This is a genomic window from Pseudomonas fortuita (genome assembly GCF_026898135.2).
Lineage (GTDB): Bacteria > Pseudomonadota > Gammaproteobacteria > Pseudomonadales > Pseudomonadaceae > Aquipseudomonas > Aquipseudomonas fortuita.
This window is the reverse complement of the sequence record NZ_CP114035.2, coordinates 1,737,875-1,759,286: the sequence shown is the minus strand read 5'-3', so window position 1 is coordinate 1,759,286 and position 21,412 is coordinate 1,737,875. Positions and strand designations below refer to the sequence as shown.

The 21,412-nt window shown below is 63.7% G+C and carries 16 protein-coding genes and 2 pseudogenes; 15 read left to right on the top strand and 3 right to left on the bottom strand.

Going from position 1 to position 21,412, the window contains the following annotated elements:
• Positions 1-181: 181 nt before the first annotated feature.
• The 8 genes from OZ911_RS07920 to dacB all read left to right on the top strand — a co-directional run bounded on the left by OZ911_RS07920 (position 182) and on the right by dacB (position 9,258).
• The gene (locus OZ911_RS07920; RefSeq protein WP_016485609.1) at positions 182-496 is read left to right on the top strand and encodes an ElaB/YgaM/YqjD family protein; all 315 of its coding nucleotides are present in this window, start codon (positions 182-184) and stop codon (positions 494-496) included.
• 9 nt (positions 497-505) lie between these two features.
• A complete protein-coding gene (locus tag OZ911_RS07915) occupies positions 506-880 on the top strand; it encodes a phage holin family protein (protein ID WP_016485608.1) in 375 nt (124 codons plus the stop codon).
• Complete coding sequence (locus tag OZ911_RS07910) at positions 877-1,206, top strand: hypothetical protein (protein ID WP_016485607.1); 330 nt, start codon at positions 877-879, stop codon at positions 1,204-1,206. The genes OZ911_RS07915 and OZ911_RS07910 overlap by 4 nt, the downstream gene beginning before the upstream one ends.
• Positions 1,207-1,353: 147 nt before the next feature.
• The gene (locus tag OZ911_RS07905) at positions 1,354-2,685 is read left to right on the top strand and encodes a deoxyguanosinetriphosphate triphosphohydrolase (RefSeq protein ID WP_016485606.1); all 1,332 of its coding nucleotides are present in this window, start codon (positions 1,354-1,356) and stop codon (positions 2,683-2,685) included.
• A 285-nt stretch (positions 2,686-2,970) separates the two neighbouring features.
• Entirely contained in the window at positions 2,971-3,588 is a 618-nt protein-coding gene (locus tag OZ911_RS07900; protein WP_016485605.1) for a response regulator transcription factor, read from the top strand.
• An 8-nt stretch (positions 3,589-3,596) separates the two neighbouring features.
• Positions 3,597-7,229 (top strand): ATP-binding protein, encoded by a 3,633-nt coding sequence (locus tag OZ911_RS07895; protein WP_070086737.1) that lies wholly within the window; start codon positions 3,597-3,599, stop codon positions 7,227-7,229.
• Positions 7,230-7,270: 41 nt separating this feature from the next.
• Positions 7,271-7,615, top strand: coding sequence for a YggL family protein (locus OZ911_RS07890; protein ID WP_016485603.1), 345 nt, complete (start codon positions 7,271-7,273; stop codon positions 7,613-7,615).
• Positions 7,616-7,800: 185 nt separating this feature from the next.
• On the top strand, positions 7,801-9,258 hold the full coding sequence (gene dacB / locus OZ911_RS07885; RefSeq protein WP_016485602.1) for a D-alanyl-D-alanine carboxypeptidase/D-alanyl-D-alanine endopeptidase: 1,458 nt from the start codon (positions 7,801-7,803) through the stop codon (positions 9,256-9,258).
• A gap of 123 nt (positions 9,259-9,381) precedes the next feature.
• On the opposite strand, the gene OZ911_RS07880 is transcribed toward dacB, so the two are convergent.
• Positions 9,382-11,775 (bottom strand): sensor domain-containing diguanylate cyclase, encoded by a 2,394-nt coding sequence (locus OZ911_RS07880; protein ID WP_023048314.1) that lies wholly within the window; start codon positions 11,773-11,775, stop codon positions 9,382-9,384.
• Positions 11,776-11,869: 94 nt separating this feature from the next.
• Positions 11,870-14,065 (bottom strand): bifunctional 23S rRNA (guanine(2069)-N(7))-methyltransferase RlmK/23S rRNA (guanine(2445)-N(2))-methyltransferase RlmL, encoded by a 2,196-nt coding sequence (gene rlmKL / locus OZ911_RS07875; protein ID WP_070086736.1) that lies wholly within the window; start codon positions 14,063-14,065, stop codon positions 11,870-11,872.
• 561 nt (positions 14,066-14,626) lie between these two features.
• Between rlmKL and rmf the strand changes: the two genes are divergently transcribed.
• Positions 14,627-14,842: a BatR family protein gene (gene rmf / locus OZ911_RS07870; RefSeq protein WP_003248687.1), complete on the top strand. Its 216-nt coding sequence runs from the start codon at positions 14,627-14,629 to the stop codon at positions 14,840-14,842.
• 96 nt (positions 14,843-14,938) lie between these two features.
• Here rmf and OZ911_RS07865 read toward each other — a convergent pair whose 3' ends face one another.
• Complete coding sequence (locus OZ911_RS07865) at positions 14,939-15,964, bottom strand: quinone-dependent dihydroorotate dehydrogenase (protein ID WP_060519036.1); 1,026 nt, start codon at positions 15,962-15,964, stop codon at positions 14,939-14,941.
• Between the two features lie 144 nt (positions 15,965-16,108).
• Here OZ911_RS07865 and OZ911_RS07860 point away from each other — a divergent pair, with 144 nt between their 5' ends.
• From OZ911_RS07860 to OZ911_RS07840, 6 genes and pseudogenes are all read left to right on the top strand, one after another.
• Complete coding sequence (locus OZ911_RS07860; protein WP_024717345.1) at positions 16,109-17,323, top strand: CmpA/NrtA family ABC transporter substrate-binding protein; 1,215 nt, start codon at positions 16,109-16,111, stop codon at positions 17,321-17,323.
• An 11-nt stretch (positions 17,324-17,334) separates the two neighbouring features.
• Positions 17,335-17,910, top strand: coding sequence for an ANTAR domain-containing response regulator (locus OZ911_RS07855; RefSeq protein WP_016485598.1), 576 nt, complete (start codon positions 17,335-17,337; stop codon positions 17,908-17,910).
• 306 nt (positions 17,911-18,216) lie between these two features.
• Positions 18,217-19,425: a nitrate/nitrite transporter gene (locus OZ911_RS07850; RefSeq protein ID WP_070086735.1), complete on the top strand. Its 1,209-nt coding sequence runs from the start codon at positions 18,217-18,219 to the stop codon at positions 19,423-19,425.
• Positions 19,426-19,434: 9 nt separating this feature from the next.
• A complete protein-coding gene (locus OZ911_RS07845) occupies positions 19,435-21,105 on the top strand; it encodes a bifunctional protein-serine/threonine kinase/phosphatase (RefSeq protein ID WP_023047421.1) in 1,671 nt (556 codons plus the stop codon).
• 27 nt (positions 21,106-21,132) lie between these two features.
• Positions 21,133-21,195 (top strand): annotated as a pseudogene (locus OZ911_RS28865) (uroporphyrinogen-III C-methyltransferase); the annotation flags it as partial.
• Positions 21,196-21,222: 27 nt separating this feature from the next.
• Positions 21,223-21,393 (top strand): annotated as a pseudogene (locus OZ911_RS07840) (uroporphyrinogen-III C-methyltransferase); the annotation flags it as partial.
• Positions 21,394-21,412 lie beyond the last annotated feature (19 nt).

The following is a 21,412-nucleotide window of genomic DNA, read 5'->3' as shown; positions in this document are numbered from 1 at the left end:
CGTGGATTGGGTTAAGGTTTATCGGTACACGCTGCGCTGACGCCCTGAATCGGCGCAATCGCTGCCAGCGACGCCCCGCAACGTGGCAATGACTTAGCAAGGCCCATACCAGCACCGGCACTTGAACCTTCCGCGCGTGCTATTACTCGAACTACCAACACTCATCGACAGGGAGAGGCCCATGGCCAGCAAATCGGCAAAGACTGCACAAGAGATACTGATGGCTGACTTCCAGGCGTTGGTACGCGACACCGAGAGGTTGCTGGCCGACACTGCCAACCTGGCCGGCGACCAGGCCGACGAATTGCGCGAACAGATTCACGACCGCCTGACCCAGGCTCGCGAAACCCTGCAACTGACCCAGGACTCCGTGCGCCAGCGCGGCCAGGCCGCGCTGGGCAGCGCCGAGCAGTACGTGCAGGAAAACCCGTGGCAGGCAATCGGCATCGCCGCCGGCGTCGGCCTGTTGATCGGCCTGCTGGCCAACCGGCGCTGAGGGGTTCCCATGGAGAATGACGCCAACGGCGCCAGCGCCTCGGGCAAGCGCCTGGGCGCAGCTGCGCTGGGGCTGCTGCACAGCCACATCGAACTGCTTGGCATCGAATTGCAGGAGCAAAAGGGCCGCACCCTGCGGTTGCTGCTGTTCGCAGGCCTGGCCCTGGTGTTCGCCCTGCTGCTGCTGACAGCCCTTTCCGGGTTGTTACTGGTGCTCCTGTGGGACAGCTATCGCCTGGCCGGCATCATCGGCCTGTGCGTGTTCTATGGCTTTGCCGCGCTGTACTGCGGGTTGCGCCTGAAGGCAGCGGTGTTCGACGAATCGTCGCCATTCGGGGCCACCCTTGAAGAACTCGCCAAGGACCGGGAGCGCCTGTTGCCATGAGCCTGCCACAACTGCCAAACACCCGTAACCCGCGCGAACTGCGCAAAGCACTGCTGCGCCTGCGCATGGAGATGCACCGCCAGGAAATCCGCCATGAGTCCGGGCAACTGATGGAGCCGCTGCGCCGCGTGCGCGGAATGGGCAGCTCGCTGCACGCAGGGTTGGGGATCAAGCATGCGCCTTTATGGGGGATTGGTGCCGTGGTGGCGCTGGGCTTCCTCACTGGCAAGGGCGTGCGCAGCGGTAACCTGGCACGGCTGGTGCGCCTGGGCAGCAGCCTGCTGCCGCTGGTGCGCCTGTACCTGCAAGGCAACCGCCGCCCCTGAACACTGCACATTCCTTTGTAGGAGCAGCCTTGTGCTGCGAAGAGCCCGGCCCGGCGATACCCGTGTATCGCTCAAACAGGCCTCTTCGCAGCACAAGGCTGCTCCGGCAGGATATGCTGCTTCCTTCGATCCACAGGAGAATGCGCCTTGGACTGGCACACCCTGCTCACCCGCGAACGCCTGGGCAAAGCCCTTTATAGCGCCGATGAACTCGGGCGCAGCCCCTTCCACAAAGACCATGACCGCATCATCTTCTCTGGTGCCTTTCGCCGCCTCGGGCGCAAGACCCAGGTACACCCGGTTTCCAGCAACGACCACATCCACACACGCCTGACCCACTCACTGGAAGTCAGTTGTGTCGGTCGCTCCCTGGGCATGCGCGTCGGCGAAACACTGCGCGACAACCTGCCCGACTGGTGCGCCCCCAGCGACCTGGGGATGATCGTGCAGTCAGCGTGCCTGGCCCACGACATCGGCAACCCACCCTTCGGCCACTCCGGCGAGGACGCCATCCGCCACTGGTTCCAGCAGGCAGCCGGGCGTGGATGGCTGGATGACATGAGCGACGACCAGCGGGCCGATTTTCTGAATTTCGAGGGCAATGCCCAAGGCTTTCGTGTGCTCACCCAGCTGGAGTATCACCAGTTCGACGGCGGTACCCGGCTGACGTATGCCACCCTCGGCACTTACCTGAAGTACCCCTGGAGCGCGCGCCACGCCGACGCCTTGGGCTACAAGAAGCACAAGTTCGGCAGCTACCAGAGCGAACTGCCCCTGCTCGAGCAGATCGCCCGCAAGCTCGGCATGCCGCAACTGGAAGAACAGCGCTGGGCGCGCCACCCGCTGGTTTACCTGATGGAGGCTGCCGATGACATCTGCTATGCGCTGATCGACCTGGAAGACGGCCTGGAAATGGAGTTGCTCGAATACGCTGAAGTCGAAGCCCTGCTGCTTGACCTGGTCGGTGAAGACCTGCCAGAAACCTACCGCCAGCTCGGCCCCCGTGATTCCCGCCGGCGCAAACTGGCGATTCTGCGTGGCAAGGCTATCGAACACCTGACCAACGCTGCCGCCCACGCGTTCGTCGAGCAGCAGCAGGCATTGCTGGCCGGGCACCTGGCAGGCGACCTGGTAGAGCACATGCACGGCCCGGCCAAGCGCTGCGTGCTGCAGGCCAAGGACATGGCACGCAACAAGATCTTCCAGGACAAGCGCAAAACCCTGCACGAAATTGGTGCCTATACCACCTTGGAGATTTTGCTCAATACCTTCTGTGGCGCAGCGCTCGAACAGCACGGTGGGCGCACCCCCTCGTTCAAGAGCCGCCGGGTACTGGACCTGATCGGCAACAATGCTCCGGACCCACGTGCCTCGCTGCACAGTGCCTTCCTGCGCATGATCGACTTCATCGCCGGGATGACCGACAGCTATGCCAGCGAAATGGCCCGGGAAATGACCGGGCGCTCCAGCCCCACCTGAAGCACGCCGGTGCAGCCACGGTCCTTGAGCCAGTGCTGCACCGCATATTGCAGGAAACTTCCTACATATACTGACGGCAAATTAAACAGCCCGAGTAAAAGTGCACGAAAAGTTACCAATCACGCTTTGACATTGGGTCAAACACACAAAATTCGTAGCCCGTTTTGTTTTATCTTGTAAGCCATTTCCCATAAAGGGCGAATCGCCCTTCCTCGCATGTCTGACGACTTCCAACTGCGATAAGGTGCCGATTATCCCCCTCAATCGCCCGCAGGGAAGTTGAACATGCATTCCATATTTATTGTCGACGATCATCCTGTCATCCGCCTGGCCGTCCGTATGCTGCTGGAAAACCAGAACTACAAGATTGTCGGCGAGTCGGACAACGGCGTGGACGCCATGCAGATGATTCGTGAAGCCGCCCCTGACCTGGTCATCCTCGACATCAGCATCCCCAAGCTAGACGGGCTGGAGGTGCTTTCACGCTTCCAGGCCATGGCCCTGCCATTGAAGGTTCTGGTATTGACCGCGCAGTCTCCCGCATTGTTTGCCGTACGTTGCATGCACTCCGGCGCCGCAGGCTATGTGTGCAAGCAGGAAGACCTGAGCGAACTGCTCAGTGCAATCAAGGCGGTCCTGGCCGGTTACAACTATTTCCCCAGCCAGGCAATAAAGCATGACCAGACAGCCGATGCCGAGCTGAAACTCTTCAGGCAGGTAAATGACCGCGAACTGATGGTACTGCAACTCTTCGCCCAAGGCCGCAGCAACAAGGAAATTGCCAAGGGCATGTTCCTCAGCAGCAAGACTGTCAGCACCTACAAGAAGCGCCTCATGCACAAACTTCAGGTCAACACACTGGTTGACCTGATCGAAATTGCCAAACGCAACGCGCTGGTCTGAGGATGGTCATGCCGCGCCCTTTCGCTCGCCTGCTGTTTGCCCTGCTCCTGTTCAGCGGCGTCGTGCAGGCCACCTATCAAGAGGCCTCATCCTATACGTTACTGGCTCGGTCATCAGCCAAGCCGACCCGCCCCATGCTCACGGCCGAACAACGGCGATGGCTCGAAAGCCGTCAGGAACTGGTACTGGGCACGTCGGCTCCGGATTACCCGCCGTTCGACATCACCAGTGGCGGCCGCGACTACCAGGGCCTCACCGCCGAGTACGCGAGCCTGATCGGCACGGCCCTGCAGTTACCCGTGCGGGTGCTGCGTTTCTCCAGCCGGCAGGCGGCAGTGGAGGCGCTCAGGCATGGCGATATCGACCTGCTTGGCACCGCCAATGGCTACGAAGCGGCCAGCGACGGCCTGGCGCTGTCGCATCCGTATGCCGTTGACCAACCGGTGCTGGTAACACGCGAAGACGAAACCCGGGCGCTGGACGCGGACCTGACCGGCCTGCGCCTCGGCATGCTTTACCATTACCTGCCCAAGCAGGAGGTACGCCGCACCTACCCCATGGCCGAGCTACTGGCCTTTGGCTCCTCCAGCCAAGCCTTGAACGCCGTGGCGTTCGGCCAGGCCGACGTGTACATCGGCGACACCATCTCCACCCACTACCTGCTTAACCGCGGCCACCTGCCACGCCTGCGCATGGCCAATTTCGGCCAGCACGAAGCCATCGGCTTCGGCTTTGCCTTGCGCCAGCAAGACACGCAACTGCTGGCGCTGGTGAACACCACACTGGACAGCCAGCCTGCGGCACTGCGTGCCAGCATCTTCAAACGCTGGAGCGCCGGCAGCGACCTGCTGCTGACTGACCGCAAGCTGCAACTGACCGATGCCGAGGAACAGTGGCTGCAAGATCACCCGGTGATGCGCGTAACGATCGATGATACGGCTGCGCCGCTATCCTATTTCGATGGCTCAGGGCATTTTCGCGGCATCACAGCCGACCTGCTGGAGCTCATCAGCCTGCGCACCGGTTTGCGTTTTGACGTGCAGCGTGCAAGCGGCATTGCCGACATGATCGCCCGCCTCAAGGATGGCCGCGCCGATGTGATTGCCGCACTGGCCACTGGCGGGGTGACCAAAGACGACCTGCAGGTCAGCCGGGCCTACCTGGAGAGCGCCTTCGTGCTGGTCGGCCGCAAGGATGACAAGGGCATGAGCACGCTGGAGCAGTTGCAGGGGCATCGCGTGGCCATTACCCGCTACAGCGCCATGGACACCCTGTTGTCCCGGCACTATCCGAAAATCGGCTGGGTCGAGACCGAGAGCGCGTACTATTCCATGGCCTTGCTCAACAGCGGTGCCGTCGATGCGGTGATCACCACGTTGATCGACGCCAACCATGCCTTGGCCAGCAACCCTGGGCTGGTCATCCGCACCACGGTCGGCAGCGAGCCTGCCAACTTCGCCATGGCCACCAGCACCCCGTCACAGGCGATGCAGTCGATCCTCGACAAGGCGCTACTGAGCATCTCGCCCGAAGAGCTGGGGGTGATCAACAACCGCTGGCGCGGCTTCGGGCAGCACGACGATGGCAGTGGCAAAGACTACAGCCAGCTTGCGCTACAAGTGGTGCTGGGCATGGTCGCGCTGCTGTTGCTGGCCTTGCTCTGGAACGCCCGCTTGCGCTTGCAGATTCGCCAGCGCCAAACCGCCGAACGCGCACTGAACGACCAACTGGCGTTCATGCGCGCCCTGCTCAACGGCACGCCCCACCCCATGTACGTGCGTGACCGCGAGGGGTGCCTGCAAAGCTGTAACTACAGCTATCTGGAAGCCGTGCAGGCCCGCTCCGACGAGGTCATCGGCAAACGGCTGGACGCCAGCCTGTTTGCCGACAGCGAGCAGACACGGCAGATCCAGGCCGACTATCTGAAAGTCATGGCCGCAGGCTCGCCGTTGATCATGGACCGGCCACTGCGGATCAAGGGCCGCGAAATGACCATCTATCACTGGATACTGCCGTACCGTGACTCACTGGGCGAAGTACAGGGCATCATCGGCGGCTGGATCGACATCAGCGAACGCCGCCAGTTGGTCATGGAGTTGCGTCAGGCCAAGCAGCAGGCCGACGACGCCAACCGCGCAAAGAGCACCTTCCTGGCCACCATCAGCCATGAGATCCGCACCCCGATGAACGCCGTCATCGGCATGCTCGAACTGGCAGTCAAACGCGCCGACCAGGGCCAGGTGGACCGCAGCGCACTGGAACTGGCCCACCACTCAGCCAAAGACCTGCTGGGCCTGATCGGCGATATTCTCGATATCGCGCGTATCGAATCCGGGCACTTGTCCCTGGCACCGGAAGCCGTCGACCTTGCGGCCCTGGTCGAATCGGTAGGGCGCATTTTCGAGGGGCAGGCACGCCAGAAAGGCCTTGCCCTGGAGGTGATGATTGCACCCGCCGCGCGTTGCCACGCACTGCTCGACCCGCTGCGTTTCAAACAAGTGCTGTCCAACCTGGTAAGCAACGCCATCAAGTTCACCGAGCATGGCCAGGTTCGCATCTGCGTAGGCCTGCTGGATGACGGCAGCACCCTGCCCGCAGTGCTGGAACTGGAAGTGCGCGACAGCGGCATCGGCATCCATGCCGACGACCTGCAGCGCCTGTTCAATCCGTTCATACAGGCCAACCCGCATAGCCAGGGCGCCCGCGCGGGTACCGGGCTGGGCCTGGCCATCTGCCGCAGCCTGTGCGAAATGATGGGCGGCAGCCTGACCATCAAGAGCCTGGAAGATGTTGGCACCCAGGTGCGCCTGAAAATGCCGCTGCAGCGCATTGACGCCGCCCCGCATTCAGCGCCGCCCTTCGAACACCTCGAGGTGCCTGACCCGCGGCTGAATGTGCTGGTGATCGATGACCACCCGGCCAATCTGCAGCTGATGGCGCAGCAGCTCGGCTACCTGGGCCTGCCGCACGCCAGCGCCCGCGATGGCCGTGAAGGCCTGGCCACCTGGCGCGCAGGCGACTTCGATGTGCTGGTGCTCGACTGCAACATGCCGCACATGAACGGATACCAACTGGCGACCGCCGTCCGTGCCGAAGAACGCCATGGCAAGCGGCAGCGCTGCACCATTCTCGGCTACACCGCCAACGCACAGCCAGAGGTGCGCCGCCAGTGCCTGAGCGCCGGTATGGACGACTGCCTGCTCAAGCCGATCAGCCTGGGCACCCTCAGCCAGCGCCTGGCGGGCATTCGCCCGCGCCGCCAGCAAAAGCCCCGGCGCAAGCTGTACCACCTGGAAGGCCTGGCTGCAGTGATCGGGCATGACCCCGACGACCGCCAGCGCTTCCTGCTGACCTTGCAGCAAAGCCTGCAGGCCGACCGGGCCAGCTTGATGGCGCTGCACCCGGAGCAAGACAGCGAGGCCATTGCCGAGCAGGCCCACAAGGTGCTGAGTGCCGCGCGCATGCTGGAAGCCCGCGACCTGATGGCGGCCTGCGAAGCCCTGGAGGCCCGCGGCTTGCCTACCCCCCAGTTGCGCTTGCGCCGTCAGGCACTGGCGCGGCACATGTGCCGTGTGGAACGGGCGTTGGCCAACGAACTGACTACCGGCGCACGCACTCAGGCAGGCAGCCCCACGTGTTAACTGGTAGACTGCGCGGCGTTATTACCTAAGAGGATTGTTTCATGGCCACAAACCGCTCCCGTCGTCTGCGCAAAAAGCTGTGTGTCGACGAGTTTCAGGAATTGGGCTTCGAGCTGAACCTGGAATTCAAGGAAGATCTGGATGACCAGGCAATCGATGCTTTCCTCGATGCGTTCCTGGAAGAAGCGATGGACGCCAACGGCCTGGACTATGTAGGCGGTGACGATTACGGCCTGGTGTGCTCGGTCAAACGCGGATCGGTCAGCGAAGAACAGCGTGCTGCCGTTGAAACCTGGCTCAAGGGCCGTAGCGAACTGACCAAGATCGAAGTCAGCCCGCTGCTGGACGCCTGGTACCCGGAAAAGCCGATCAACAAGGCTGAGTGATACCTGCCTGGCTTGATCGCTGAAAAGGCTGCCCTTGTGGTGGCCTTTTTTATTGGCGGTGCTTTTCCGTCGAACGTGGCGCATCGTCGCTACGCTTGGGGCATAATGCGTACTCTTTCGTCGTGGGGCCATCATCTCTTACAGCCCCAATGCCCTTTTCCCTCGCCGCAGGGTATTTATCCATTATGATCAAAACGCTTCGTCCCCTCATTCTGGCAAGCCTGCTGTTGCCACTCGCATTGCCCAGCCAGGCCGCCACCGTCAATACCACCCTGCCCGCCAAAGTGCAGCAGGCGCTCAAGGCCAACAAGCTGCAGGACACGGCCCTGTCGCTGGTCATGCTGCCGCTGGACGGCCCCGGCACGCCCACCGTGTTCAATGCCGATGTGTCGGTGAACCCGGCCTCGACCATGAAACTGGTCACCACCTACGCGGCCCTCGAACTGCTCGGCCCGACCTTCCAGTGGAAAACCGAGTTTTATACCGACGGTACCCTGAGCAATGGCGTGCTCAACGGTAACCTGTACCTTAAAGGTGGCGGCGACCCGAAACTGAACATGGAAAAGCTGTGGCTGCTGATGCGTGACCTGCGCGCCAATGGCGTGCGCACCATCACCGGTGACCTGGTGCTGGACCGCAGCCACTTCGTGCAGCCCAACCTGCCGCAGTTCAACGATGACGGCGGCGATGAAAACAAGCCGTTCCTGGTCAAGCCCGATTCGCTGCTGGTCAACCTCAAGGCGCTGCGCTTCGTGGCCCGCAACGATGGCGGCAAGGTGACCGTTGCGGTCGAGCCACCGATTGCCAGCATCCGCATCGACAACCAGGTCAAGGCGGTGGCTTCGAAGCAGTGCACAGGCGATGTGCGCTACAACCCGGTGCCACAGGCCGATGGCATCAGCGTCACCGTCAGCGGCCAGCTGGGTGACGGCTGCAACTCGCAGACCTATCTGTCGCTGCTCGATCACGCCACCTACGCCGCCGGTGCCGTGCGCGCCATCTGGAACGAGCTGGGTGGCAGTATCCAGGGTGGCGACCGCATCGAGAATGTACCCAAGAGTGCTCGCCTGCTGGCCCGCGCCTTCTCGCCAGACCTGGTGGAAGTGATCCGTGACATCAACAAGTACAGCAACAACACCATGGCCCAGCAGCTGTTCCTGAGCCTTGGCGCGCAGTTCCGCACCGATGCCGATGGGGACGATGCCCGCGCCGCCCAGCGCGTGGTGCGCCAGTGGCTGGCAAAAAAGGGCATTACCGCGCCGCATCTGGTCATGGAGAACGGCTCTGGCCTGTCGCGTGCCGAGCGGGTCAGCACCCGGGAGATGGCCCAGATGCTGCAGGCCGCCTGGAAGAGCCCCTACGCTGCCGAATTCATGAGCTCCATGCCGCTGGTGGGCATGGACGGCACCATGCGCAAGCGCCTGAAGCGCACTGCCATGACCGGTGAAGGCCACATCAAGACCGGCACGCTGAATACCGTGCGGGCAATTGCCGGCTTCAGCCGCGACAGCAACGGCCATACCTGGGCGGTGGCGGCGATTCTCAACGACCCGAAACCGTGGGGTGCTTCGCAGGTGCTCGACCAAGTCCTGCTGGACCTGTACCGCCAGCCGAAGCTGGCCGGCAGCACAGCGGCCAACTGATTGGCTGGTCCGTACCGGCCCTTTCGCGGCTGAGAGCAAGTGTCTTGCGCAAACTGTGACAGTTTGCGCGATCACTGTGGGAGCGGCTTTAGCCGCGAAAGGGCCGGCACAGACAGCTGGCAGCTAACAGGCCGACTCCCCCTCCACCCGGTCCCGCCCGGCCTGTTTCGCGATGTAAACACCCGCATCAGCCCGTAGCAGCAGGGCATCGGCACCCTCCCCCGGCCGCCAGCCAGCCACACCAAAACTCGCGGTCACCTGGCCCACGCCTTCCACCGGCAACGTGCGCACCCCTTGCCATAACTCAAGCGCTAACAACCGCGCCTGCTCAGCATCACTGCCCGGGCACAGCACCATGAATTCTTCCCCGCCCAGCCGACAGAACACATCAGTACGCCGCAAACGCTGGCCGATACGCTGGCACAAGCTGCGCAGCACGCGATCGCCCATGGCATGGCCGAAGCGGTCGTTGATGCATTTGAAGTGATCGATGTCGAGCATGATCACGGCCAGCGCCACGCCTTCGCGCTGGGCGCGTTCCAGCTCAACCTTGAGCCGCTCCTGAAAGTAGCGGCGGTTATGGATGCCCGTCAGCGAATCGGTCACCGACAACGCCCTCAATTCCTCCTCCACGCCCTTGAGGTCGGAGATATCCGTCAGGTAGCCATGCCACAGCGTGCAGCCTTGCTCACCCACCTCTGGCGTCGCTTCGCCACGCACCCAGCGTAGCCCGGCACGCGGCAGGCATACCCGGTATTCCTCGCGCCAGGGCGCCAGGTGCTCGGCCGAATAACGCACCGAGCGGCGCACGCGGTCCAGGTCGTCGGGGTGGATACGCTCGAACACCAGCGTGGCATCCTCGCGCAGCTGCTGCAGGTCGACTTCATAGATGTCGTACAGCCCTTGGCTGGCATAGGGAAAGCACGAATGACCATTGGCATCGAGGCGATACTGGTAGATACCGCCCGGCACCTCGGCGCTGAGCTTTTCCAGCAGTCGGTCACGCGCCGCCAGCGCCTCATGCACCCGACGCCGCTCTGTGACATCAATGCAGATGGCCAGATAGCCCACCCACAAACCCTGTTCATCCAGCATGGCGGTAACCAGCATGTTGGCCACCAGCTGACTGCCATCGGCGCGCAACAATGTCCACTCCCCAGGCTCGGCACCCTGCGCTTGAACCGTTTCGGCGAACATGGCCTGACCACCGGCGATCGTGCGGCCATAGCGCAGGCTCAGCGCCTGAGCCCGCTGGCTCAGTTCTTCGGGCAGCACCAGGTGGTCAAGGCGAAGCTGGCCGATCGCCTCGCTGGCCGGATAACCGAGCATACGCTCTGCACCGGCATTGAACGTACTCACTACACCCTTGAGGTTGGTGGCAATGATCGCCACTTGGGTGGCCGCATCCAGCACGCTGCGCAACTGGTTGTGGGTACCTCGCAGCGACTGCTCGCTGACCCGCAGTTCGGCGGTGCGCTGCTCGACCAGGGCCAGGGCGCGCTGGCGCTGGCTGAACAGGTTGTACAGCAAGGCGCTGAGCAGCAGGCTCAACAACCCGCCCAGTAGAACGACTGCCAGCACAGCTGACGAACGATTAGCCTGCAAGAAGGCCAGGCTCGGCAGGATGCTCAACTCAAAGCGATGGTCGGCCAGCTGCAACACTTGGTTGCTGGCCAGCGACAAGGGGGCTGCCTGGTTCAGCGAGTCGAACATCACTTCCGGCCCTTGCAAGCCGGACGGATCAACGATACGCACCACCAGGTTGTCATCCGTCGCCACTGGCCGCCCATCGCTCACCAGCTCGCGCATGCTCAGCAAGGCCATGACGTAGCCTGCTGCTGCGCCATGCTCGTTTGCGTCGGAAAACACCGGCGCCACCAGCAGCAGACCACGCGCGTACGAAGGAATATCGTACAAGGCCAGGGGTTCTGACACCGCCATGCTGCCAGGCCCGAGTGCGCGCGCCAGCGCGGCCTGGGCCGCACCTTGGCCGGCAAGATCCAGCCCATACGGCAGCCCGGGCATTTCACCCGATTGGGTATACAGCACAGGGAAGTAATGGTCGCGCTGTGGCGCGGGGCGCCACTGGCCTTGCGCGTCCTGATCACGGATTACATAGCCCGGGCCCGAATGCTCACGCGCATGGCGCTCGAACTCGGCGCGTTGCGCAGCTTCGACGCGGGGCGCCCAGGCGTAGGCCAGCGTGCGCTGCAGCAACGGCCTGGTGTAACCGTCAAATTCAAGTGAGGTGACTGTGTTGGAAAAGCCGAAGAACCGCCGCAGGCCGTCCAGCCGCTGCTGCTGTTCATCGAAGCGTTCAGCAATGCGGCTGAAGCGCTCGCTGGCCAGCAACTCGAAACGCTGGCGCAACTGCTGCTTGTAGACACCCTGCGCGGCAAGCGCCAAGGCGGCCGTCAACAGGCCGCCCGCCACCAAGACCACCAGCGCCACCGCCCAGGCGGACACCGCTTCTGTGCACAGGCCAGATAACCGCGCACGCACGCCACACTTTGACATACACCCATCTCGTCACGTCAGCGTCCTGCGGATTAGCTTGCCCTGCCCTCATTTATAGCTATTGGCCATCAGCCGCGCAACGTACCTCGTCGGCTCAACGCAATTGCAGACGCCAGGCGCGGTGGATGCGGTTGTTACGGGCAAAGTCCGGGTCCAGGGTCTGGGCGGTGATTTCCTCCACGGCATAGCGTGCCATCAGGTGCTCGTCGAGCTGGAACTTGCGGAAGTTGTTGGAGAAATACAACACCCCCTCCGGCGCCAGCCGAGCCATGGCCAGGTCCAGCAGTTGCACGTGGTCACGCTGCACATCGAACACGCCTTCCATACGCTTGGAGTTGGAGAAGGTTGGCGGGTCGATGAAGATCAGGTCGTAGCTGTCGCGGTTGCTTTCCAGCCAGGCCATCACATCACCCTGCTCCAGGCGGTTGCGCTCGGAGAAGCCATTGAGCGCCAGGTTGCGACGCGCCCAGTCGAGGTAGGTTTTCGACAGGTCGACACTGGTGGTGCTGCGCGCCCCGCCCTTGGCTGCATGCACCGACGCCGTAGCGGTGTAGCAGAACAGGTTCAAGAAACGCTTGCCGGCAGCCTCGCGCTGGATGCGCATGCGCATCGGACGGTGGTCCAGGAACAGACCGGTGTCGAGGTAGTCGGTGAGGTTGACCAGCAGCTTGACGCCACCTTCGTTCACTTCCTGGAAGCGGCCCTCGGTGGCCTGGCGCTCGTACTGGCGGGTACCACTCTGCCGCTCGCGGCGCTTGAGCACCACGCGCTGCGGCGAAATGCCCAGTGCCTGAGGGATCGCCGCCAAGGCATCGAGCAGGCGCGATTGGGCCTTGTCCGGGTCGATCGAACGTGGCGCAGCGTATTCCTGCACATGCACCCAGTCGTGGTACAGGTCGACTGCCAGGGCGTACTCGGGCATGTCGGCATCGTACAGGCGGTAGCAGTCCACCTGCTCGCGACGAGCCCACTTGCCCAGTTGCTTGAGGTTCTTCTGCAGACGGTTGGCAAACATCTGCGCCCCTTCCGACAGGCGCGCCGGCTCGCTGGCTACCGACGGTGCCTGTTCGCGGACTTGCGCGCTTTCGGGCTGTGCCTCGCGGCGCTCGCCCGTCACGAACTGGTCAGGCTGCACCTTGAACAGCAGCAGCTTGCACGGCAAGGCGCCGTTCCAGAACGCGTACTGCTTGTGGCTGCGAATACCCATGCGCTTGCCCAGCTGCGGCGCGCCGGTGAACACCGCCGCCTCCCAGCCCATGCACGCCTGACGCAGGCGCTCGCCCACGTTCTGATAGAGGTACAGCAAGCTGGCTTCGTCACCCAGGCGCTCGCCATAGGGTGGGTTGCTGATGACCAGGCCTTTCTGGTTCTGGTCCGGGCGTGGTTCGAAGGTGCTGACCTCGCCCTGATAGATCTTCACCCAGTCGCCCAGCCCGGCACGCTCGACGTTATTGCGGCCCGGCTGGATCAGCCGCGGGTCGGCCTCGTAGCCACGGATCCACAGCGGTGGCTTGGCCAGGCCGGCCTGCGCCCGCGCCTGCGCCTCGTCGTGCACCTTGCGCCACAGCGCCGGCACGTGGCCGAGCCAGGCACTGAAGCCCCAACGCTCACGCTTGAGGTTGGGCGCGATATCGGCGGCGATCATCGCCGCTTCGACCAGGAAGGTGCCCACACCGCACATCGGGTCGGCCAGCGCGCCACCTTCGGCGGCAATGCGCGGCCAGCCCGAGCGGATCAGCACCGCCGCCGCCAGGTTTTCCTTCAGCGGCGCAGCCCCTTGCTGCAGGCGGTAGCCACGCTGGTGCAGGCTGTGGCCGGACAGGTCGAGGGAAAGGATGGCCTCACCACGGTCCAGGCGCAGGTGCACACGCACGTCAGGGTCGATTTTTTCCACCGACGGGCGCAGGCCTTCGCGGTTGCGCAGCTTGTCGACGATGGCGTCCTTGACCTTCAGCGCACCGAAGTGCGTGTTGTCGATGCCCGAGCCATGGCCGCTGAATTCCACCGCCAGGGTGCCGTCGGCTGCCAGGTGGTCGGCCCAGTCAACCGCGTTCACGCCGTCGTAAAGGTCGTCGGCGTTCTTCATGGAGAAGCGCTTGAGCACCAGCAGCACCCGGTTGGCCAGGCGCGACCATACGCACAGGCGGTAGGCGGTTTCCATGTCGGCGGCGCCGCGGATGGCCGAGGTGTGCTCACGCACCTCGTCAAGGCCAAGGCCCTTGGCCTCCTCGGCAAGCAGGCTTTCAAGGCCTTTAGGGCAGGTGAGGTAGAGTTCGAAACGGTCCGACATGAGTATTCCAGAGCCTTGGGCTATTTGACTGACGAGGCGACGCATCGCCCCGCGATGTTTGCCCGCATGCCTTTCCAGCAGGCGTGCGGGTGGCCCCTTTCGGCACATAAGCGTGCCGCGAAGGGCCGGGCCGCCTGACCGATCTGCGCTCGGCCCAGTGGCAAAGACAGCTTAGATCATCAGGCAGTACAAAAAATTCTGGCGATGCCGGGGCCTGTGTGACCCTTCGTCGCATTTCAAATTATTTCTGCCACCCGCCAGAGACGCTGGCGAAATGACGTCAATCATCAGCAAACCCCGATCATAGCGGGCCAAACCTCAAATAAGGTTAAGTCGCATTTATTTACTTATCCCCTGACCCTATGAAAGGTTACGTGCTTATGACAAATCGATCATTCACACCGTGACTCGCATTCGTTAGAACTGGTCTCAGGCCGCTTCGCAACGAGGCGGCACTTTCAGCTCGCCACGCCGGCAGCGAGCGCAAACCGGCAGAAAGACTCTGCCCGGCCTCAGAGAGGCCGACGGGACATTACAGTCAACAAGTGAGGGCAACACCCTATGAGAAGACTTAAGCGTGATCCGTTGGAAAGAGCATATTCACGTGGCTACCAATATGGGGTCACCGGCAAATCCCGCGAACTTTGCCCCTTCAATCTTCCTTCTGTTCGCCAAGCCTGGATCAACGGCTGGCGCGAAGGTCGCGGTGATAACTGGGACGGAATGACTGGCACCGCTGGTATCCATAGACTCAACGAAAATCACGCCGTTGGCTGATCGAGGACACTGAATTCGATTTACCATGCACGCCCCATCCGGGCGGCGGGCGAAGGCCCAGGGGCCCCTTGAAGGGGCCCTTTTTTTGTCTGCCGATCAAACCCGTGGCATTGCCGCGATAGCGTCCACCGCCTCGCGGACAAGTGCCGGCCCCTTGTAGATGAAGCCCGAATAGATCTGCACCAGGCTCGCCCCGGCGGCGATTTTCTCGGCAGCGTGACGGCCTTCGGTAATGCCACCGGCAGCAATGATCGGCAGTTTGCCGCCCAGTTCACCTGCCAGCACCTTGACGATGTGGGTGCTCTTCTCCAGCACTGGCGCGCCCGACAGGCCGCCCGCCTCGCCACCATACGGCAGCCCTTCGACACCTTCACGACCCAGCGTGGTGTTGGTGGCGATCACCGCATCCATGCCCGATTCCATCAGGGCGGCGGCTACCAGCGCGGTTTCTTCGTCACTCATGTCCGGGGCAATCTTGATGGCCAGCGGCACGCGCTTGCCATGGGTAGCGGCCAGCTGCTCACGGCGCACGGCCAGGGCATCGAGCAACTGCTTGAGCGAATCGCCGAACTGCAGGCTGCGCAGGCCGGGGGTGTTCGGCGAGCTGACGTTGACGGTGATATAGCTGGCGGCGGTGTACACCTTGTCCAGGCAGATCAGGTAATCATCGACGGCACGCTCCACCGGGGTGTCGAAGTTCTTGCCGATGTTGATGCCCAGCACGCCCTTGTAACGCGACGCACGTACCCGGTCGAGCAGGTTATCAACACCCAGGTTGTTGAAGCCCATGCGGTTGATGATGGCCGTGGCTTCCGGCAATCGGAACAGCCGCGGCTTGGGGTTACCCGGCTGCGGCCGCGGGGTGACGGTGCCGATTTCGACAAAACCGAAACCCAGCTGGGCGAAACCGTCGATGGCTGCGCCGTTTTTGTCCAGGCCGGCAGCCAGGCCCACCGGGTTGGCGAAGTTCAAGCCCATGACCGTGACCGGCAATGCTGCCGGCTGCTTGCACAGCATGCCGTTAAGGCCAAGGCGGCCACCGGCACCGATCAGGTCCAGGGACAGGTCGTGGGAGGTTTCCGGAGAAAGCTTGAACAGCAGCTGGCGGGCCAGGGTATACATGGGCAGGCAAGGCTCGGGGTAAGTGAGGGGGCGATTATAGCCACCGTGGCGCTGGCAGGACAGCAAATCATGGGCCAGTGCAGCCCTGGCACATCGGTTGCACCGGTTTGGCCCACAGCCTAATCAGTACAGGCGAGGAACCTTGTGAACACTGTACCCCGAGCAACGCCCCTGGCCTGGGTCAACGGCAGCGATGCGCCCGAGAAGCCCAGCCTGAACATCGGCTACATGGCCCTGACCGACTGCGCCTCGGTGGTGGTCGCGGCCACCCAGGGCTTCGCCCAACAACACGGACTTACCCTCAACGTCCACCGCCAGGGCTCCTGGGCGGGGCTTCGCGACAAGCTGGTCAGCGGCGAGCTGGACGCGGCGCACTGCCTGTATGGCCTGGCCTACGCCGTGCATCTGGGGATTGGCGGGGTACCCGCCAGTGATATGGCCGTGCTCATGGGACTGAACCAGAACGCCCAGGCCATCAACCTGTCCCCGGCGCTGCAGCGCAAAGGCGTGACCAACCCTGAAGCACTGGCGCGGCTGGTGCACCAGCAAGGCGCACGGCTGACCTTCGCCCAGACCTTCCCCACCGGCACCCATGCCATGTGGCTGTATTACTGGCTGGCCAGCCAGGGCATCCACCCACTGCGCGACGTCGACAGCGTGGTGGTGCCACCGGCACAGATGGCCGCACACATCCAGGCCGGTCGCATCGACGGCTTCTGCGTGGGCGAGCCCTGGGCCGCTGATGCGGTCGCCAAGGGCCAAGGCTTCACCCTGGCCACCAGCCAGTCGATCTGGCCGGACCACCCGGAAAAGGTCCTGGCCTGCGCCCGCGCCTTCGCCGAACAGTACCCCAACAGCGCCCGCGCCCTGATCAAGGCAATCCTCGCCGCCAGCCGGTTCATCGAGCAAAGCCCGGAAAACCGCCGCAGCACCGCGCAACTGCTCAGCGGCAGCGCTTATCTGGATACGCCGCTGGCGAGTATCGAGCCACGCCTGCTCGGCCACTACCAGGATGGCCTGGGCAACCACTGGCAAGACCGGCATGCCCTGCGCCTGTTCGACCACGGCCGGGCCAACCTGCCATACCTGTCCGACGGCATGTGGTTCATGACCCAGTTCCGCCGCTGGGGCCTGCTGCGCGAAGACCCCGACTACCTCGGCGTGGCCCGCCAGGTACAGCAACTGGCACTGTACAGCGAGGCGGCGCAAAGCCTGGGCGTAGCGTGCCCTTCGCTGCCGATGCGCAGCAGCCTGCTGATCGACGGCACCTGCTGGGACGGCAGCGACCCCTACGGCTACGCCCGCAGTTTCAGCCTGCATGCATTGGGCGACCTGCCCGAAGCCCGCGTCGGCGTGTGAGGGAGACCTACATGTTGCGCATCCTGCTGATTGACGACACCCAGCACAAACTTGGCCGCCTCAAGGCGGCGCTGATCGAGGCGGGCTTCGAGGTCACCGAAGCCCCAGGCTTGACCATCGACCTGCCCGCCTGCATCGAAACGGTGCGCCCGGATGTGGTGCTGATCGACACCGACTCACCTGACCGTGATGTGATGGAACAGGTGGTGCTGGTCAGCCGTGACCAGCCGCGCCCCATCGTGCTGTTCACTGACGAGCATGACCCCGGGGTGATGCGCCAGGCGATTCAGGCGGGCGTCAGTGCCTATATCGTCGAAGGCATCCATGCCGCCCGGTTGCAGCCCATTCTGGATGTGGCCATGGCCCGCTTCGAAAGCGATCAGGCACTGAAGGCGCAGTTGGTGGCACGCGACCAGCAACTGGCCGAACGCAAACGCATCGAGCAGGCCAAGGGTTTGCTGATGAAAATGAAAGACTGCAACGAAGAACAGGCCTACACCCTGATGCGCCGCCAGGCCATGAGCCGGCAGCAGAAGCTGATTCAGGTGGCAGAGCAGATCATTGCCATGCATGAAATGCTCGGCTAGCAGTGCAGGCCTTTGTGGGAGCGGCCTTGTGTCGCGATAGGGCTGCGCAGCAGCCCCGGCAAATTCAGTGGCGAAGCTGAAATCATGGGGCTGCTGCGCAGCCCTATCGCGACACAAGGCCGCTCCCACAAAGTCCGCGCTGCTCGATATTCCGAATTGGCCCGGCTCTTGCTGATGTATTTGCACCGGTAGCCAACGGCGGTTGCCCCACTTAAATCCCGACAAAGACGTCGCTCTCCCCTCCACCTCCGTGGAGCGGGTAGCGGCGTCTTTTTCGTTCCGCTGCATTGCCAAGTGAGGTGTTCGATGAGTACCAGCTTCTGGAAATCCGGGCATGTGCCCACGCTGTTCGCTGCGTTTCTGTACTTCGACCTGAGCTTCATGGTCTGGTACCTGCTGGGCCCGCTGGCGGTGCAGATTGCCGGTGACCTGCAACTGAGCGCACAACAACGGGGCCTGATGGTGGCCATGCCGATCCTGGCCGGGGCAGTACTGCGCTTTGCCATGGGCGTACTGGTCGACCGCCTGTCGCCCAAGACCGCCGGCGTGATCGGCCAGGTGGTGGTGATCGTCGCGCTGGCGGTGGCCTGGCACTTCGGCGTACACAGCTATGAACAGGTGCTGCTGCTGGGCATGTTCCTCGGCTTTGCCGGCGCTTCGTTCGCCGTATCGCTGCCGCTGGCGTCGCAGTGGTACCCGCCGCAGCATCAGGGCAAGGCCATGGGCATTGCCGGCGCCGGCAACTCCGGCACAGTGTTCGCCGCCCTGCTGGCGCCGGCGCTGGCCGCGGGTTTTGGCTGGAACAATGTGTTTGGCTTTGCGCTGATTCCTTTGACACTGGCGCTGGTGGTGTTCGCCCTGCTGGCGCGCAACGCCCCGCAGCGCCCAAAACCAAAGGCCATGGCTGACTACCTCAAGGCCCTCGGCGACCGTGACAGCTGGTGGTTCATGTTCTTCTACAGTGTCACCTTCGGCGGCTTCATCGGCCTGGCCAGTGCCCTGCCTGGCTACTTCAGCGACCAGTACGGTTTGAGCCCGGTCACCGCTGGCTACTACACCGCGGCCTGCGTGTTCGCCGGCAGCCTGATGCGCCCTCTCGGCGGTGCCCTGGCCGACCGCTTCGGCGGTATCCGCACCTTGCTGGGCATGTACAGCGTTGCAGCCATCTGCATAGCCGCAGTCGGTTTCAACCTGCCGTCTGCCGCCGCCCTGGCGCTGTTCATCAGCGCCATGCTCGGCCTGGGCGCGGGCAACGGCGCGGTATTCCAGCTGGTACCGCAGCGCTTCCGTCACGAAATCGGCGTAATGACCGGGCTGATCGGCATGGCCGGGGGCATCGGTGGCTTCCTGCTGGCCGCCGGGCTTGGCACCATCAAACAGCACACCGGCGATTACCAGGTGGGGCTGTGGCTGTTCGCCAGCCTCGGCCTGCTGGCCTGGTTCGGCCTGCACGGCGTGAAACAGCGCTGGCGCACCACCTGGGGCTCGGCTGCAGTCACTGCGGCGCGGGTCTGAGGCACCTCGATGAGCCTGCAACTGAGTTTCGCCCAGGCCAGCGCCACCGGGCCGCGCGAGGAAAACCAGGACGCCCTGCGCCTGGTTACCCCGGCGCCAGAGCTGGCCGCCAGCAAGGGCTACCTGTTCGCCCTTGCCGACGGCGTCAGCCAATGCGCCGATGGTGGCCTGGCAGCACGCGCCAGCTTGCAAGCGCTGGCCCTGGACTACTACGCCACCCCCGCCACCTGGAGCGTGGCCCAGGCCCTCGACCGCCTGCTGCTGGCACAGAACCGCTGGCTGCGTGCCCAAGGCAGCGGTCAGCCATTGTTGACCACCCTCAGCGCACTGGTGCTGCGGGGCCGGCGCTTCACCCTGGCCCATGTTGGCGACTGCCGTGTGTACCGCTGGCACGCCGGGCACCTGCAGTGCCTGAGCGAAGACCACGTGTGGGACCAGCCGGGCATGCAGCATGTGCTGAAACGCGCGCTGGGCCTGGATCAACACCTGCTGGTGGATTATCTGGAGGGCGAGCTGCAGGCGGGTGAATGCTTCTTGCTGGTCAGCGACGGCGTCTGGGCCAGCCTGGGCGACCAGCATATACAGGCGGTGTTGCGTGAGCAGCCCGACCTGCAACTGGCCGTCGACACGCTGGTTACCAGTGCGCACCTCAATGGCAGCCAGGACAACGCCAGTGCCTTGCTGGTGCAGGTCGAGCAACTGGGCACGGCCAACCTCGGCGACACCCTGGCACAGCTGCAGCAGGGGTCGGTACCCGGCCCGCTGCGCGAAGGCCAGGTGATCGATGGCTGGCTCACCGAACAGCTGCTGTCACACAGCCGCCAGTCCCTGGTCTACCGGGTGCGCGACGGCCAAGGTCAAGCGTGGCTGCTAAAAACCCTGCCTGCCGCACGCGAGCAGGAGCCAAAAGCGGCGCAAGGACTATTACTGGAGGAGTGGTTCCTGCGCAGGGTCGCTGGCCGACATTTCCCCGAACTGCATGCCGCCAGCCAGCGCCAGCACCTGTACTACGTGATGCGCGAATACCCCGGCCAGACCCTTGCAACGCTGCTGGCCGAACACGGCCCGCTGCCCTTGCCACAGTGGCTGGAAATGGCCCGGCAACTGCTGCAGGCGGTCGGCGTGCTGCACCGGCGCAACCTGCTGCACCGCGATATCAAGCCAGACAACCTGCACTTGGGCAGCGATGGCCAGCTGCGCCTGCTGGACTTCGGCCTGGCCTACTGCCCAGGCCTGTCCGAAGACCCGCTGCACGACGTGCCCGGCACACCCTCGTACCTCGCCCCGGAAGCGTTTGACGGCCAACCGCCCAGCCCGCGCCAAGACCTGTATGCCGTGGGCGTGACGCTGTACCGCCTGCTGACCGGTCACTACCCGTATGGCGAGGTGGAAGCCTTCCAGCGCCCGCGCTTCGGCCAGCCAGTCAACGCCGCGCGCTACCGCCCCGACCTGCCGGAATGGCTGCAGCACAACCTGCAACAGGCGGTGGCCGCCGACCCGGCGCAACGCTTCGAAACGGCCGAACACTGGTTGCTGCTGCTTGAACGCGGCGACCGCCAGGAGCTGCCCACCCGGCCACGGCCACTGCTGGAGCGTGAGCCGCTGAAGGTATGGCGCACCCTGGCCTTGCTGTCCCTGCTGTTCAACCTGATTTTGCTGTTCAGCCTGCAAAAAGGCTGAGCGGACCCTGCCGATGAGGAATACCTGATGAGTGCAAAAGTCTGGCTGGTGGGTGCCGGCCCTGGCGACCCTGAACTGCTCACCCTCAAGGCGGTACGCGCCCTGCAACAAGCCGCAGTGGCGATGATCGAGAATGCCTCGATGCCGCAGCAGCGGGAGTGCAGGAGCGATGTGCGAGGCATGGTTGAAGATGCGCGTGGGTTTGGCTTGCGTAGCCCGGCGATTCTGGTGATTGGGGAAGTGGTCGGGGAACAGCAGGCTCTGGAGCTGGTTTCAATCGCGGGCTGAATACCCTTCACTGCAGGAG